The 14,242-nt window shown below is 67.3% G+C and carries 13 protein-coding genes; 7 read left to right on the top strand and 6 right to left on the bottom strand.

Annotation, left to right across the window (positions count from 1 at the left end; translation table 11 throughout):
- The first annotated feature begins 112 nt into the window (after window positions 1-112).
- The 6 genes from kdpF (at window position 113) to ACFXHE_RS25075 (ending at window position 7,184) form a co-directional block, all read left to right on the top strand.
- The gene (gene kdpF, locus ACFXHE_RS25100) at window positions 113-307 is read left to right on the top strand and encodes a K(+)-transporting ATPase subunit F (RefSeq protein WP_379386748.1); all 195 of its coding nucleotides are present in this window, start codon (window positions 113-115) and stop codon (window positions 305-307) included.
- Window positions 308-1,984: a potassium-transporting ATPase subunit KdpA gene (gene kdpA / locus ACFXHE_RS25095; protein ID WP_379386746.1), complete on the top strand. Its 1,677-nt coding sequence runs from the start codon at window positions 308-310 to the stop codon at window positions 1,982-1,984.
- Window positions 1,981-4,131 carry a potassium-transporting ATPase subunit KdpB gene (gene kdpB, locus ACFXHE_RS25090; RefSeq protein WP_379386744.1) on the top strand — a complete coding sequence of 717 codons (2,151 nt, stop codon included), beginning with the start codon at window positions 1,981-1,983 and terminating at the stop codon, window positions 4,129-4,131. The genes kdpA and kdpB overlap by 4 nt, the downstream gene beginning before the upstream one ends.
- On the top strand, window positions 4,131-5,060 hold the full coding sequence (locus ACFXHE_RS25085) for a potassium-transporting ATPase subunit C (protein WP_379386742.1): 930 nt from the start codon (window positions 4,131-4,133) through the stop codon (window positions 5,058-5,060). The genes kdpB and ACFXHE_RS25085 overlap by 1 nt, the downstream gene beginning before the upstream one ends.
- 288 nt (window positions 5,061-5,348) lie before the next feature.
- On the top strand, window positions 5,349-6,161 hold the full coding sequence (locus ACFXHE_RS25080) for an alpha/beta fold hydrolase (protein ID WP_379386740.1): 813 nt from the start codon (window positions 5,349-5,351) through the stop codon (window positions 6,159-6,161).
- 42 nt (window positions 6,162-6,203) lie between these two features.
- A complete protein-coding gene (locus tag ACFXHE_RS25075) occupies window positions 6,204-7,184 on the top strand; it encodes an alpha/beta fold hydrolase (protein ID WP_379386738.1) in 981 nt (326 codons plus the stop codon).
- Between the two features lie 42 nt (window positions 7,185-7,226).
- On the opposite strand, the gene ACFXHE_RS25070 is transcribed toward ACFXHE_RS25075, so the two are convergent.
- The 5 genes from ACFXHE_RS25070 to ACFXHE_RS25050 form a co-directional block, all read right to left on the bottom strand.
- On the bottom strand, window positions 7,227-9,377 hold the full coding sequence (locus ACFXHE_RS25070; protein ID WP_379386736.1) for an acyltransferase family protein: 2,151 nt from the start codon (window positions 9,375-9,377) through the stop codon (window positions 7,227-7,229).
- 83 nt (window positions 9,378-9,460) lie between these two features.
- Complete coding sequence (locus ACFXHE_RS25065; protein WP_379386734.1) at window positions 9,461-10,750, bottom strand: ArsB/NhaD family transporter; 1,290 nt, start codon at window positions 10,748-10,750, stop codon at window positions 9,461-9,463.
- Window positions 10,751-10,769: 19 nt separating this feature from the next.
- Window positions 10,770-11,213 carry a CBS domain-containing protein gene (locus tag ACFXHE_RS25060; protein WP_379386732.1) on the bottom strand — a complete coding sequence of 148 codons (444 nt, stop codon included), beginning with the start codon at window positions 11,211-11,213 and terminating at the stop codon, window positions 10,770-10,772.
- A gap of 177 nt (window positions 11,214-11,390) precedes the next feature.
- Entirely contained in the window at window positions 11,391-12,101 is a 711-nt protein-coding gene (locus ACFXHE_RS25055; protein WP_379386731.1) for a metallophosphoesterase, read from the bottom strand.
- Window positions 12,102-12,209: 108 nt separating this feature from the next.
- Complete coding sequence (locus tag ACFXHE_RS25050) at window positions 12,210-12,650, bottom strand: carboxymuconolactone decarboxylase family protein (RefSeq protein ID WP_354837756.1); 441 nt, start codon at window positions 12,648-12,650, stop codon at window positions 12,210-12,212.
- 230 nt (window positions 12,651-12,880) lie between these two features.
- On the opposite strand from ACFXHE_RS25050, the gene ACFXHE_RS25045 reads away from it, so the two are divergent.
- Window positions 12,881-13,060, top strand: coding sequence for a hypothetical protein (locus ACFXHE_RS25045; protein WP_379386729.1), 180 nt, complete (start codon window positions 12,881-12,883; stop codon window positions 13,058-13,060).
- A gap of 56 nt (window positions 13,061-13,116) precedes the next feature.
- On the opposite strand, the gene ACFXHE_RS25040 is transcribed toward ACFXHE_RS25045, so the two are convergent.
- On the bottom strand, window positions 13,117-14,241 hold the full coding sequence (locus ACFXHE_RS25040) for an acyl-CoA dehydrogenase family protein (RefSeq protein WP_379386727.1): 1,125 nt from the start codon (window positions 14,239-14,241) through the stop codon (window positions 13,117-13,119).
- Between the last annotated feature and the right edge of the window lies 1 nt (window position 14,242).

Below are 14,242 nucleotides of genomic sequence, written 5' to 3'. Positions count from 1 at the left end.
GCGACCCTGTAAGCGGAGCGTCAATGCAACCCGCTGGGACGCTAAGAACGCGTAAATGGCCTCGAAGTTGGGCTATCCGGGCGCTTGACTCACCTCCGGCGCGTCTCAGGACGTGCCCGTTAGCAGAGAGGTTTCAAGACATGTCTGTCGTGGTGTTCACGGTGCTGACGGTGGCGATCTTCGCCCTGTTCGGCTTGATCCAACGCGGGGTGGAACGGCTGTGACGCAGAACATTATCGGTCTGGTCCTTGCCATCGGCATCGCCGTTTACCTGGTAGCTGCGCTGCTGTATCCGGAGAGGTTCTAAGTGAGCACGACAACAGCGGGGATCCTGTTCGCGGTATCCCTGGTCATCGCGCTGGCCGCGGTGCATGTGCCTTTGGGCGACTACATGTACCGGGTTTACAGCAGCGAGAAGCACTCCAAGGCCGAGAAGGGCATCTATCGACTGATCGGCGTGCAGCCGGGCGTCGAGATGACCTGGGCCGTCTACGCGCGCAGCGTGCTGGCCTTCTCGGCCATCAACGTGCTGCTCCTGTTCTTCCTACAGCTGATTCAGGGCAAACTGCCATTGCACTTGAACGATCCGGGTACCAAGATGACCCCGGATCTGGCGTGGAACACCGCCATCAGTTTCGTCACGAACACGAACTGGCAGAACTATGCCGGTGAATCGACGATGGGTCACGTCGTTCAGGCCGTGGGCCTGAGCGTGCAGAACTTCGTCTCGGCGGCTGTCGGTATGGCCGTGGCGGTCGCGCTGGTGCGCGGTTTCGCCCGGCGTCGCAGCGGCGAACTCGGCAACTTCTGGGTGGATCTGGTGAGGGGAACCATCCGTATTCTGCTGCCGCTGTCGATCGTGTTCGCCATCGTGCTCGTCGCGGGCGGCGCCATCCAGAACCTGCACGTGTACGACCAGATCGCCCAGACGGTGGGCAACACCGGTTCGCAAACCCTGCCGGGCGGACCTGTTGCCAGCCAGGAAGCGATCAAGCTGCTCGGCACCAACGGCGGCGGCTTCTACAACGTGAACTCGGCGCACCCGTTCGAGAACCCGACCGCGTGGACCAACTGGGTCGAGATCTTCATGCTGCTGGTGATCAGCTTCTCGCTGCCGCGGACCTTCGGTCGCATGATCGGCTCCAAGAAGCAGGGTGTGGCCATCGCAGCCGTCATGGCGACCCTGGCCCTCCTCAGCGTCACGGTGATGAACTTCTTCCAGCTGCAGCACCACGGCACCGTCCCGAGTGCCATCGGGGCGTCCATGGAAGGCGTGGAAACCCGCTTCGGTGTATCGAATTCGGCGACCTTCGCCACCGCGACCACGCTGACATCCACCGGTGCGGTGGACTCGGCGCACGACTCGTACACCAGCCTCGGCGGCATGATGACCATGTTCAACATGCAGCTCGGTGAGGTCGCGCCCGGTGGCACCGGCTCGGGCCTGTACGGCATGCTGATCTTGGCCGTGATCACGGTCTTCGTCGCCGGTCTGATGGTCGGCCGCACCCCGGAGTACCTGGGCAAGAAGATCAACCCGCGCGAAATCAAGCTGGCCGCTTCGTATTTCCTGGTGACCCCGCTGATCGTGCTGACCGGCACCGCCATCGCGATGGCACTGCCGGGCGAGCGTGCGGGCATGGCCAACTCGGGTCCGCACGGGCTCTCGGAGGTGTTGTATGCCTTCACGTCCGCGGCCAACAACAATGGTTCGGCCTTCGCCGGTCTGTCCGGCAACACGCAGTGGTGGAACACTGCGCTCGGCCTGGCCATGGTCTTCGGTCGCTTCCTCCCCATGATCTTCGTACTGGCACTGGCCGGTTCGCTGGCGGCTCAGGGTCACACCCCCGCCTCCGAGGGCACGCTGCCGACGCATCGGCCGCAGTTCGTCGGCATGGTCGCGGGCGTCACCGTCATCCTGGTCGCGCTCACCTTCCTGCCGATGCTGGCGCTCGGCCCGCTCGCTGAAGGAATCCACTCATGAGCACTCCCACCCTCGATTCCGCGCCGGCGGAACAGGCGCACGGCAAGCCGAAACGCGGCGTCTCGGCAGGGTTGTTCGACCCCAAGATGCTGGTGAAGTCCCTGCCGGACGCGGTCAAGAAGCTGGATCCGCGCGTCATGTGGCGCAATCCGGTGATGCTGATCGTCGAGATCGGTGCGGTCTGGTCCACCATTCTCGCGCTGGTGCATCCGACGTTCTTCGCCTGGGCGATCGTCGTATGGCTCTGGCTGACAGTGATTTTCGCCAACCTGGCCGAGGCCGTGGCCGAGGGCCGCGGTAAGGCGCAGGCCGACACCCTGCGAAAGGCCAAGACCGACACCATCGCTCGCCGTCTGGTGGACTGGTCCCCGGGCGCGCGAGTGGTCGAGGAGAAGGTCGCGGCCCCCGAGCTGCAGCGCGGCGACTACGTGGTCGTCGAGGCGGGCCAGGTCATTCCGGGTGACGGCGATGTCGTGGAAGGCATTGCCTCCGTGGACGAGTCGGCCATCACGGGTGAGTCCGCGCCGGTGATCCGCGAGTCCGGCGGTGACCGTTCCGCGGTCACCGGCGGCACCACGGTGCTGTCGGACCGGATCGTCGTCAAGATCACCCAGGAGCCGGGCGGCTCGTTCATCGACAAGATGATCGCGCTCGTCGAGGGCGCGTCGCGGCAGAAGACGCCGAACGAGATCGCGCTGAACATCCTGCTGGCCGCGCTGACGATCATCTTCGTGTTCGCGGTGGCGACGCTGCAGCCGCTGGCCATCTTCTCGAAGGTCAACAACCCGGGTGTGGGTGACAACCAGGCGCTCGACATCAACGGTGTCACCGGCATCGTGATGGTCTCGCTGCTGGTGTGTCTGATCCCGACCACCATCGGCGCGCTGCTGTCCGCCATCGGCATCGCCGGTATGGACCGTCTCGTGCAGCGCAACGTGCTGGCCATGTCCGGTCGTGCCGTCGAGGCGGCCGGCGACGTCAACACCCTGCTGCTGGACAAGACCGGCACCATCACCCTCGGTAACCGCCAGGCCGCGGACTTCGTGCCGATGCCGGGCATCACCGCCGACGAATTGGCCGACGCCGCACAGCTTTCCAGCCTCGCGGATGAGACCCCCGAGGGCCGCTCCATCGTGGTGTACGCCAAGCAGGCGTACAACAAGCGCGAGCGCACCCCGGGCGAGCTGGTCGGCGCCAGCTGGGTGGAGTTCACCGCCCAGACCCGTATGTCGGGTGTGGACCTGGCCGACGGCCACCAGTTGCGCAAGGGCGCGGCCAGCGCGGTCACCGAGTGGGTCCGCGCCAACGGCGGCGAGATTCCCAACGAGGTCGGCGTGACCGTCGACGGCATCTCCGCCTCCGGTGGCACCCCGCTGGTGGTTGCGGAGATCAAGAAGGGCACCGCCAAGCTGGTCGGCGTCATTCACCTGAAGGACGTCGTCAAGCAGGGCATGCGCGAGCGCTTCGACGAGATGCGCAAGATGGGCATCCGCACCGTCATGATCACCGGTGACAACCCGTTGACCGCCAAGGCGATCGCGGACGAGGCCGGTGTGGACGACTTCCTCGCGGAGGCGACTCCCGAGGACAAGCTGGCGCTCATCAAGAAGGAGCAGCAGGGCGGTCGCATGGTCGCGATGACCGGTGACGGCACCAACGACGCTCCCGCCCTGGCGCAGGCCGACGTGGGTGTGGCCATGAACACCGGTACTTCCGCAGCCAAGGAAGCCGGCAACATGGTCGACCTGGACTCCGACCCGACCAAGCTGATCGAGATCGTGGAGATCGGCAAGCAGTTGCTGATCACCCGTGGTGCGCTCACCACGTTCTCGATCGCCAACGACATCGCCAAGTACTTCGCGATCATTCCCGCGATGTTCGTGTCGCTGTTCCCTGGTCTGGACATCCTGAACATCATGCGGCTGCACTCGCCGCAGTCGGCGATCCTCTCGGCGGTCATCTTCAACGCGCTCGTCATCGTGGGGCTGATCCCACTGGCGCTGCGCGGCGTGAACTACCGTCCGTCGAGCGCGTCGAAACTGTTGAGCCGCAACCTGTACGTCTACGGCATCGGTGGCATCATCGCGCCGTTCATCGGGATCAAGCTCATCGACCTTGTCATCCAATTCTTCCCGGGGATGTCCTAATGCGTATGTCAACCTGGATCCGGCAACACATCGCGGCGCTGCGCGCGCTGCTGGTGCTCACGGTGATCACCGGGCTCATCTACCCGGCCGTGGTTCTGGGTATCTCGCAGATACCCGGGCTGAAGGACAAGGCGGACGGGTCACTGATCACCAAGGACGGAAAGCTGGTGGGCTCCAGCCTGATCGGGCAGGCGTTCACCGACGGTAAGGGCAATGCACTGGTGCAGTACTTCCAGACGCGGCCGTCCAACTCCGCCCCGACCGACGGCAGCATCCCCGACGGCTACGACCCGACCAACACCGCGTTCGGCAATATGGGCCCGGAGTCGGTGGTCGACACCCTCGACGCCAGTGACCCGAAGAAGGACAAGCTGAGCCTGCTCAGCACCGTGTGCTCGCGTAGCGCGGCGGTCGGCCGGCTGGAGGGCGTGGACGGCAGCCGTCCGTACTGCACCTCCGGTGGCGTCGGCTCGGTGCTGGCGGTCATGGGCGACCGTGACTCGCACGGTCTGGTCACCCACCCGACCCAGGTGATCAGCATCAACGAGGCCTGCTCGACCGATCCGAAGAACCCGACGACGCCGTTCATGGAGGCGTACGAGGGCGTGAAGGTGGAGTGCGCCAAGCGTGGCGAGGACTACTCCGCCGGTCAGATCGTGCCGATCCGCGGCGACGCCTCGTCCGACACCCCGGTGCCGACCGACGCGGTGACCGCCTCGGGCTCCGGCTTGGACCCGCAGATCTCCCCGGAGTACGCGGCCATCCAGGTGGCGCGGGTTGCCAAGGCGCGCCACGTCTCCGAGGATCAGATCAAGGCCCTCGTGGATGCCCACAGGAGCGGCCGGGCCCTGGGCTTCATGGGTGAGCCCACGGTCAATGTCGTCGAGCTGAACTACGACCTGGACAGCAAGTACCCGTCCAAGGGCTGATCAGCCGATCCCTGGGGTCCGGTCGCTTCGCTCACGAAGGTGACCGGGCCCCTTGGCATGTCACCGTCTCGATGCCGGAAGCCCTTGCCGCGTCGGAGTATTCGCGGCCTAGCGCCGGTGGCGACAAGGTTCCGTGGTCGAAAGGCGAGGCGTCACCATCCGGGTCCGCGCAGCAGCGGGCCCGGAATCGTCGTGTCAGGGGGCGTGTCAGGTCCGTGTCAGGCGTTTGCCAGCGGGGGCGACGACAGTTGCGGACATCGCCCCAAGCGGATCAAGGAGCAACCTGTCATGACGAACAACAGCATTTCCCCAGCTACCTCGACCTGGACCGGCATGGTGGCGGTGGAGGACACGGCCCTCGCGGTCACCGACACCGGCGGTAGCGGCGTTCCGGTCGTCTACCTGAACGGTTCCTATGCCACGCAGAAGAACTGGAAGAAGGTGATCGCCGATCTCGGTCCCGGGTTCCGGCACATCACCTTCGACGAGCGGGCGCGCGGCAGGTCGAGGACCTCGGCGGACTACTCGTTCGACGCCTGTGTGCGGGATGTCGATGCCGTGCTCGCGGCGCGGGGTGTGGAGCAGCGGCCGATTCTGGTGGGCTGGTCCTACGGTGCGCTGGTCGCGGTGCACTGGGCCGACCGGAACCCCGACCGCATCACGGGCGTCGTGTCGGCCGACGGTGCGATGCCCTGGGGTTTCACCGATGACGAGAACCTGGAGCGGATCCGGGCGATGTTCCGCAAGATGGGGCCGATGATGCCGGTGCTGCGCCCCCTGGGCCTGGCCGCGCGGATGAGCGCCGAGCAGCATGCCGAGGTCAATGTCGAGCTCAACCAGCTCTGCGCCGCCCTCGCCCCGGTCCTGGAACGGCTGCGCTGCCCCGTCCGCTACGTCGTGGCCACCGGCGCCAATCTCGGTGCGGCCGAAGCGGAGATCGAAGCGGTGCGGGCCTCCCTGGAACCGCTGCTGGCGGTCAACCCGAACCTGACGGTCAGCGTGCGGGTCGCCAGCAACCACTCCAAGATCCTCGCCAAGGACTTCCACGCTGTCGCCGAGGCCATCCGCGAGACGGCGGCGGCTCTCGACCAGCTGATCTGAGCAGATCAATCCACCGGACACTCACCAGGTTTCAGGACATCCATGTACTTTCCGACATCCGGCAAGCGGGTCGGCCCGCTTGCCGCGCTGCTTGCCGCGCTGCTGGCCGCGGCCGCTCTCGTCGCGGTCTCCTGCTCGTCGTCACATGACACCGCGGCACCGAAACCCGCGGAATTCCCTGGATTCCAGGACGGAACCGTCGACGCCGACGGGATCGCGATGCACTACGTCAAGGGCGGACAGGGTCCGGCGATCGTGCTGCTGCACGGCTGGCCCGAAGACCTGCAGGCGTTTCAGAAGGTCGCACCCGATCTGGCCAAGGACCACACCGTGATCGCCGTCGACTTGCCCGGGTTCGGGGATTCAGGATTCCCCGAGACCGATGACGGGTATCAGGCCCTGGCTGTCGCCGCCGACGTGCACGCGGTGACCCAGGGCCTGAACCTCGGCCGCTTCGACCTCGTCGGCCACGACTGGGGCGGGGCGATCGCATTGGCCTATGCCGCCGAATACCGTTCCGATCTGGGGCATCTGGCGATCCTCGAAGCCCCGCCGACCACCGACTACCTCGAGCTGGTGCAGCACAGGCCCGGGACCTTTTGGTGGGATTGGCTGGCGAACGGCCCCAAGAACGACCTGGCCGAACAGCTCATCGACGGCAAGGAGTCCGCCTTCTACGGATCCTTCTACCGGGAGGCCGACGGCGCCATCGACAAGGCCGAAAGCGATGGCCTGATCAGCGCTTTCAGCAAGCCCGGCCGCACCCACGCCGGACTGGAGTACTTCCGTGAGCAGGAGATCGGCGAGAAGGCGGTCGACGCTCTCATCGCCAAGGACGGCAAGATTACCGTCCCTGTGCTGGGCATCGGCGGCGAGCACAGCATGGGCGCCGGCGTCGGGGGGCTCTCCGCACGGGTCGCCGAGCACGTCACCACCGATATGGTGCCCGGCGCCAATCATTGGGTGCTGGAGGAGAATCCGATCTACGTGCTCACCAGCGTGCGGAACTTCCTGAAGAGCTGAACGATCCGCCCGGCGCCAGGGCAACCATCGGTCCAGGATGGGCTACCACCAGTCCAGGATGGGCTGGAGTTCGCGGGCCAGTTCGGGGGCCATGGACCGCGAATAGCTTGCGGTCAGATGGTGTTCGTCGTGGTAGATGAGGATGTTGCCCTCCACGACGGGGCAGATGTCGGGTTCGCAGACCGCGTCGTTGGGGTCGATGAGGTGCATGTTCGGGAAGGCGGCGGCGGGTGTGGCGGCCGGGTTCTCCGCATTGAGGGCCTCGGCGCGCGGGATGCCGCAGCTGAGGCGATCGCCGCCGCCGGCCAGGCAGTCGATGGCGCGGTAGCGAATGCCGTTGCGGCGCAGCCACGGAGTGTCGCGGATGCCGATGAGCTGGAGGCCGCGGTCGGAGAGCGCCGACCAGACGTCGACGTAGTCCTGCGGGGTCTCGTCGCCGCCATTGTCGCTGGGGCGTGTGGCGGTGGTGAAGACGTAGTCGGGGCGCTCCACGCCGAGTCGGTCGATCACCTCGGACGACCAGTCGCGGCAGTCCGGATTCTGCTGGCCCTTGTACACGGGATCCTCGGCGACCGTGAGCGGGCAGCCCATCTTCAAGTAGACGACGACCCGGAAACGGTACTGCTCGCCCAGGATCTGCAATGCCGGAATCCAGTGCTCGGCATGCGAATTGCCCACCACCGCGAGGGTGCGGTGCGCGTCGCGATCACCGTAGGTGCAGGTGGTGACCGCGCGGGTGTCGAAGTCGGAGATGCAGCCGTCGCGCGTGGGGTAGGGGATATCGGCGGGGGCTTCCTCGGTGGTGGGGCGCATCGGGGCGCGGGGCACTAGCGCGTGATCGGTGAGCGCCTCCGCACCCGGATATTTGGCGGGATCCAGCTCGCCGACCGCGTGCGCCTTCGCACCCATGCTCCACTGCCAGGCGAGGGTCGAGCCGACCAGCAGCACCCCGACCGTGGACACCGCCACCCCGGCGAGCACGCGGCCGAGCGCGGGGGTCGCGGCGGGCCGCGAGCGCAGCCGCAGCGGCTCCTCGACCAGATGATGGGTCACGAAGGCCAGCAGCAGCGAGATCAGGATGATGACCAGCCCGCCCAGCCACCCGGCCCGGCGCTGATGCTGTTCACCCAGATAGAAGATGAGCATCGGCCAGTGCCACAGGTACAGCGCGTAGGCGAACCCGCCGAGCTGCACCACCGGTCCGGTGGCCAGCAGGCGATTCACCACCGGCTGATCGGCGGTGTCGCGGCCCGCGCCCGCGAGAATCAGTGCGGCCGTGGCCAGGACCGGAATCAGCGCGGCCGGGCCGGGGAAGACCAGGGAGCCGTTCACCATCCAGCCACAGCAGGCGATGGCCGCGATTCCGGCCCAGGCGAACACTTCCCGCGTCGGCCTGGGCAGCCGGATCAGCGGCGCGGCCAGGGCGAGCAGACCGCCCACCAGCGGTTCCCAGGCGCGGGCGACGGTGTCGTAATAGTTCCAGCCCTGCTGGGTCGAAACGCCTTCACCGGCATGGCGGAACGAGATGATGGCGCCGGCGGCGAATATCACCGCGAGCGTCAGCCGCAGCACGCCGTCCTGTCCGGCGCGGCGCAGCAGCAGGTACTCGGCGGCCAGTTTCCACGCCCCTGCCTGGACCACGCGGCGCAGCACCCAGGCCACGGCGGCGACCGTCAGCAGCAGCACGAGATACATCTGGCCCTGTACCGACATCGACCACAGATGCTGCAGCGGGCTCACCGAGGGATCCGCGGCCAGATAGTCCGACCAGGACAGCGCCAGGTACCAGTTCTGGTAGTAGAACAGCGAGGCCAGCGTCTGGCCCGCGATATTCGACCAGCGGGTGTGGGGGAGCAGCACCACCGTGGCGACGACCACCGCCGCCAGCACCACCACCATGGCGGGCAGCAGCCGGCGCAGCGTGCGCCGGATGGTGGTCAGCACACCCACCGATCCGCCGTCGGCGCGGCGCACCAGCATGCCGGTGAAGAAGAAGCCGGACAGCACCAGGAACACGTCCACACCGCCGGAGACGCGTCCGGCCCAGATGTGGAAGGCGACCACCAGCGCGATAGCTACGCCACGCAATCCGTCCAGATCGCGTCGGTAGGCCCCGGGCCTGGTGGGTGCGTCCGGGGCGTCCTGTCGGTCGCTGCCCGGCGCGGTCGGGTGATCGGTGCTGGATATGGACATGGCGGCTGCCATTGTCGGTCAGGGGTCGCGGAAATTACCAATCGCCACACAGAAGTGGTCCGTGTTGGGCCGATTGTCGCTGGTCAGGCGAATGCGAAATAGCGCAGCCACAGATATGGCGCGGCCACCGCAATCGTGACCGCAGTCACCGGAATGCCCTTCCGGGTGAATTCCCAGAACGAGATCGGATGGTCCGATCGCCGCGCAATGCCGAGCATCACCACATTCGCGCTGGCCCCGACTGCTGTGAGATTGCCACCGAAATCCGCGCCCAGTGCCAGCGCCCACCACAGAGCGTTCGCCTGGGCCGGGTGATCGACGTGCTCCACCAGCTGGGCCACCAGTGGACTCATGGTCGCCACGTACGGGATGTTGTCGATGACACCCGACAGCACCGCCGAGACCACGAGTATCAGCAGAGTTGCCACGAGCGCGTCACCGCCGGTGAGTTCGGTCGCGGATTTCGCAATCCGGGCGATCACACCGGTTTTCACCAGCGCCCCGATCATCACGAACAGGCCGGCGAAGAACAGCAGCGTCTCCCATTCCACCGCGGACAGGTAATCCTGTTGCGGCAGACCGGAAATCAGCACCAGCGCGCCCGCGCCGAGCAATGCCACCAGCGATGGTTCGAGGTGGAAGATCGGGTGGCCGAAGAATCCCGCGAATACGGCGGCGAGCACAATTCCGCACTTGATCAGCAGCTTCGGATCGCTGATCGCCTCGCGCTCGTTCAGCTGCATGATGTCGGCGGCGCGTTCGGGATCGACGTCGAACGAGCCCTTGAACAGGCGCGGCAGCAGCAGGGTGAACACGGCCAGCGTGATCAGCACGATCGGCGTCAGATTCAGGAAGAAATCGTTGAACGACAGCCCCGCCCGGCTGCCGATGATGATGTTGGGCGGGTCGCCGATGAGGGTCGCCGCGCCGCCGATATTGGAGGCCAGCACCTCGGCGATGAGGAACGGTGTCGGCGGCACCTCGAGGCGCTCGCACACCAGCAGGGTGACCGGGGCGATGAGCAGCACGGTGGTGACATTGTCCAGGAAGCCGGACGCAGTGGCGGTGATGAGCACCAGCAGGATCATCACCCGCAGCGCGGATCCCTTGGCGCGCTTGGCTGCCCAGATGGCGACGTACTCGAAGATGCCGGTCTGCCGCAGTACCCCGACGATGACCATCATGCCGAGCAGCAGGTAGATGACGTTCCAGTCGATGCCGGTCTCGTGCGAGTAGAAGACGTCGTCGGAGTCGAGGATGCCGATGCCGATGACCACGCCCCCACCGACCAGCGCCGCAATGGTCTTGTGCACCCGCTCCGTCGCGATGAGCACATACGCGACGACGAAAACGGCGATGGCGACAGCGGTCACGACTGCCGCCCCAGCGGGCTCAGTTCGCCAGCGCCACCTCGAGCAGCCGCGCGGACGTGATCACGCCGAGCAGCGTGGTCCCGTCCTGCACCGCCACCAGCGGCGACTTGTACTTCGCCATCAGCGCGGCCACCTCGACGATATTGTCGTCGGCCTTCGCGGCCGGAATCTTGGTGAGCCGCTCCGGAATCACATCCCGAACCTTCTTGCCCCGCAACCGCTTCACCACCTGCCCGCACATGGACTCGTTCAGCACCCCCGCCAGCGACGGATCGTCCTGCACGTACTTCGGCACGATGAACAGCGCCACCTGCGATGCCGGCAGCACCGAATGCGGCGCCCCCTTGGCATCGGTCACCAGAATCCCGGGTAGTCGATGCTCGGCCAGCAACTTCGCCGCGTCGATCGCGTCGGAGTCCAGGTCGATCACGGGATAATCCTCGGCCATCTGAGCGGCATGCATAACTGCAGGATACGACGAACAGCCGGGCATTCACGGCAGCAGAATACGTCAAGATCGAAAACGGATGCCGCATCGAAACTCCCAGGTCGGACCGTGCGGCCCGAGGTTTCGGACCGGCCGACCAGACTTCCCGGCACACCGTGTGTAGAGATTTCGTCAACGGTACCGCGAACGGGTTTACCTGTCGCTCGGGTGGCCGAGCTCGTACACCCGGCAGGCTGCGCGGATGACCGGATAGGAGGCGTTGCGCACCTCGACGCCGCCCGCGGTGCGGCCGAATTCGGTGCCGCCGTGGGCGTGGCCGTGGATGGCGAGGGCGGCGCCGGCCGCGTCCACCGCCTCGGCGAGATCGTGGCAGCCCAGGCCCGGGTAGATCTTCGGGGGTTCGCCGGCCAGGGTGCCGACGACGGGGGAGAAGTGCATGAGGGCGATGCGGAGATCGGTGTCGAGGGATTCCAGGGCGGCGCGCAGGCGGGTGGCGTCGGCGGGGCCGCGGCGGAAGCGGGCGCGGTGTTCGACACTGCCCTCGGCGGGATTGCCCGGGTGGCCGGGAAATCCGCCGCTGCCGCCCATCACCCCGGCGATGCCCAGGCGAATCCCGTTGACGGGCAGGGTGATCGCGGTGCCGTCGAGCATGTGGACGCCGATCTCGCTGAGCCGCACCGAGATCCGGAAGCCGAGCCGGCGGTCGTGATCGTGATTGCCCAGGACCGCGACCACCGGGACCGGCAGGTCCTCGATCTCGGCGCACAGCGCGTCGGTGTCGCGCAGGGTGCCGCCATTGGTCAGATCACCGGCCAGTAGCAGCACATCCGCGCGTTCACCCAGTTCCAGCAGGGCGGGCCGGAATCGGCCGCGCATGCTCTCGCGCATGTGCAGATCGCCCACTGCCGCGATCCGGACGCGTCCGGAATCGCTCTCACCACGGCCCATACCGTCAGCCAGCCACAGAACCTTCCTGGCTGTCAACGCTATTCGGGCCGTGGCCGGTGCGGGCTACTCGCCCAGGGGCTCCAGCCGCAGCGGGACGCCGATCCGGTTCCACAGGTTGATCTGCGCGGTCACCGCGACCAGACCCGCCCGCTGGCCCTCGTCGAAGTGCTTCTCCACGCCTGCCCAGATCTCGTCGCTCACCCCGTGCGGGCCGAGTTGCGTTGCGGCCTCGGCGTATTCCAGCGCGGCCTGTTCGGCCGGGGTGAAGAGCTCGGACTCCCGCCAGGCGTTGAGGTGCCAGAGCCGCCGCTCGGTCTCGCCCTCCTTGCGGGCCTCGGTGGAGTGCATGTCGATGCAGAACAGGCACCCGTTGACCTGCGAGACCCGGATCTTGACCAGTTCCCGCACGGTGGCGTCGAGGGGGCCGCGACGGATCGCGGTCTCAGCGGCGATCCAGGCCTTGTAGACCTCGGGGGCCGCCTGTTGCATGTTCAAACGCGACATGGTGTCGTCCTTTCCTCCCGTTCGTTTCCACACCAAGGACGAGACAGGGCCCGCGGACGTGACGGGTGGGCCGCTGTGGCCTCGATCACACCAGCATGGCGCTGGTCGCGGCCGCAGTTGCCGGTGGGTTCCCGGACCGCGTCCCAGCTGGACCGGTCGGCTCCTTCGGTCCGGAGGGTGGCGTTTGCCGTAATTGTGCGAAATGCGGCGCGGCGGACAATAATCCGCACGTGGGAACAGTTCTGCTGATCGCGCTGGGTCTGCTGTGCTTCGTCACCGGACCCGCATTGGCGCTGGTTATCGTGCTCGCCGTGCGAGGATCGGCGCGGGGCGCCGCCGCCGCGCCCCGCGCCGGACGCCGTGATGCCGGACGGATACCCGTCGGCGTCGACCAGGGCCATCGCCGGTAGCTACGGGATCGCCCGCGCGACGGCCGGGTCACCCCTGAACCGGTGCGCGGGAACCGCTACGGCCGCGTCAGTGCGGCATAGCGGGCGATGTGCTGGTCGGTGGTGCCGAACTCGTACTGCACGGCGGTCAGGCGCTTGAAGAAGTGGCCGATGGCCAGCTCTTCGGTCATGCCCATGGCGCCGTGCAGTTGCACCGACTCCTGGCCGATGCGCCGGGCGGCGCGGCCGATGGTGGCCTTGGCGGCCGAGGCGGCGCGGGCCCGCTCGGGTGCGGGGGCGTCCAGCTTCAGCGTCACCAGATACGTTGCGGCCACGGCCTGTTCGAGCTCCAGCAGCATGTCCACCATGCGGTGCTGCAGCGCCTGGAAGCTGGCGATCGGGACGCCGAACTGCTGGCGCTGCTTGGTGTAGGCGACGGTGTCGGCGACCACCTTGCGCATGGCTCCGACCGCCTCGGCGCACACCGCCGCGATGGCCTCGTCCAGGGTGGCGGCAATGGCCTCGCCCGCGTCCGCGAGCAGCAGGGCGTCGGCGGGCACGCGCAGGGCCTCGAAGGTCAGGTCCGCGGCCTGGCGCTCGTCGATGGTGCGGTACGGGCGCGCGGTGAGCCCGGCGGGGGGATGGGCGGCGTCGAAATCGACCACGAACAGCGCGATGCCGCCGTCCAGTCGCGTGGTCACCAGCAGGTGGGTGGCCAGCGGTGCGGCGGTCACCACCGTCTTCTCACCGGTCAGCACCCAGTCGTCACCGTCGCGGACCGCCGTGGTCGCGACAGCGGTGTAGTCGTAGCCGGATCGCGGTTCCAGCGCGGCGAATCCGGTGACCACCTCGCCGGCGGCGATGCCCGTCAGCAGATCCTCGGCCCGCTTGCCGCCGGCGCGCCGCAGCAGGCCGCCGCCCACCACGACGGTGTCCACGTACGGTTCCAGCACCAGTGCCGCGCCCAGCGCCTCGGCGATGATCATGGTCTCGACCGGGCCGCCCCCGATGCCGCCCACCGACTCCGGCAGGCTCGCCCCGAGAATCCCGACCTCCTCGGCCAGCCCGCGCCACACCTCCGGCTGCCAGCCGGCCCCGGTGTGCGCCGCCGCGCGGCTGGGCTCGAGCGGATAGCGCGCCGCGAGGAACTCGGTGACGGTGTCGCGGAGCAGTTCTTGTTCGGCGGTGAAGGAGAAGTCCATG

Origin of the sequence: Nocardia sp. NPDC059229, from assembly GCF_042754165.1 — a bacterium.
GTDB lineage: Bacteria > Actinomycetota > Actinomycetes > Mycobacteriales > Mycobacteriaceae > Nocardia.
The sequence above is the reverse complement of the archived record's forward strand: the minus strand, read 5'-3'. Positions and strand labels throughout refer to the sequence as shown.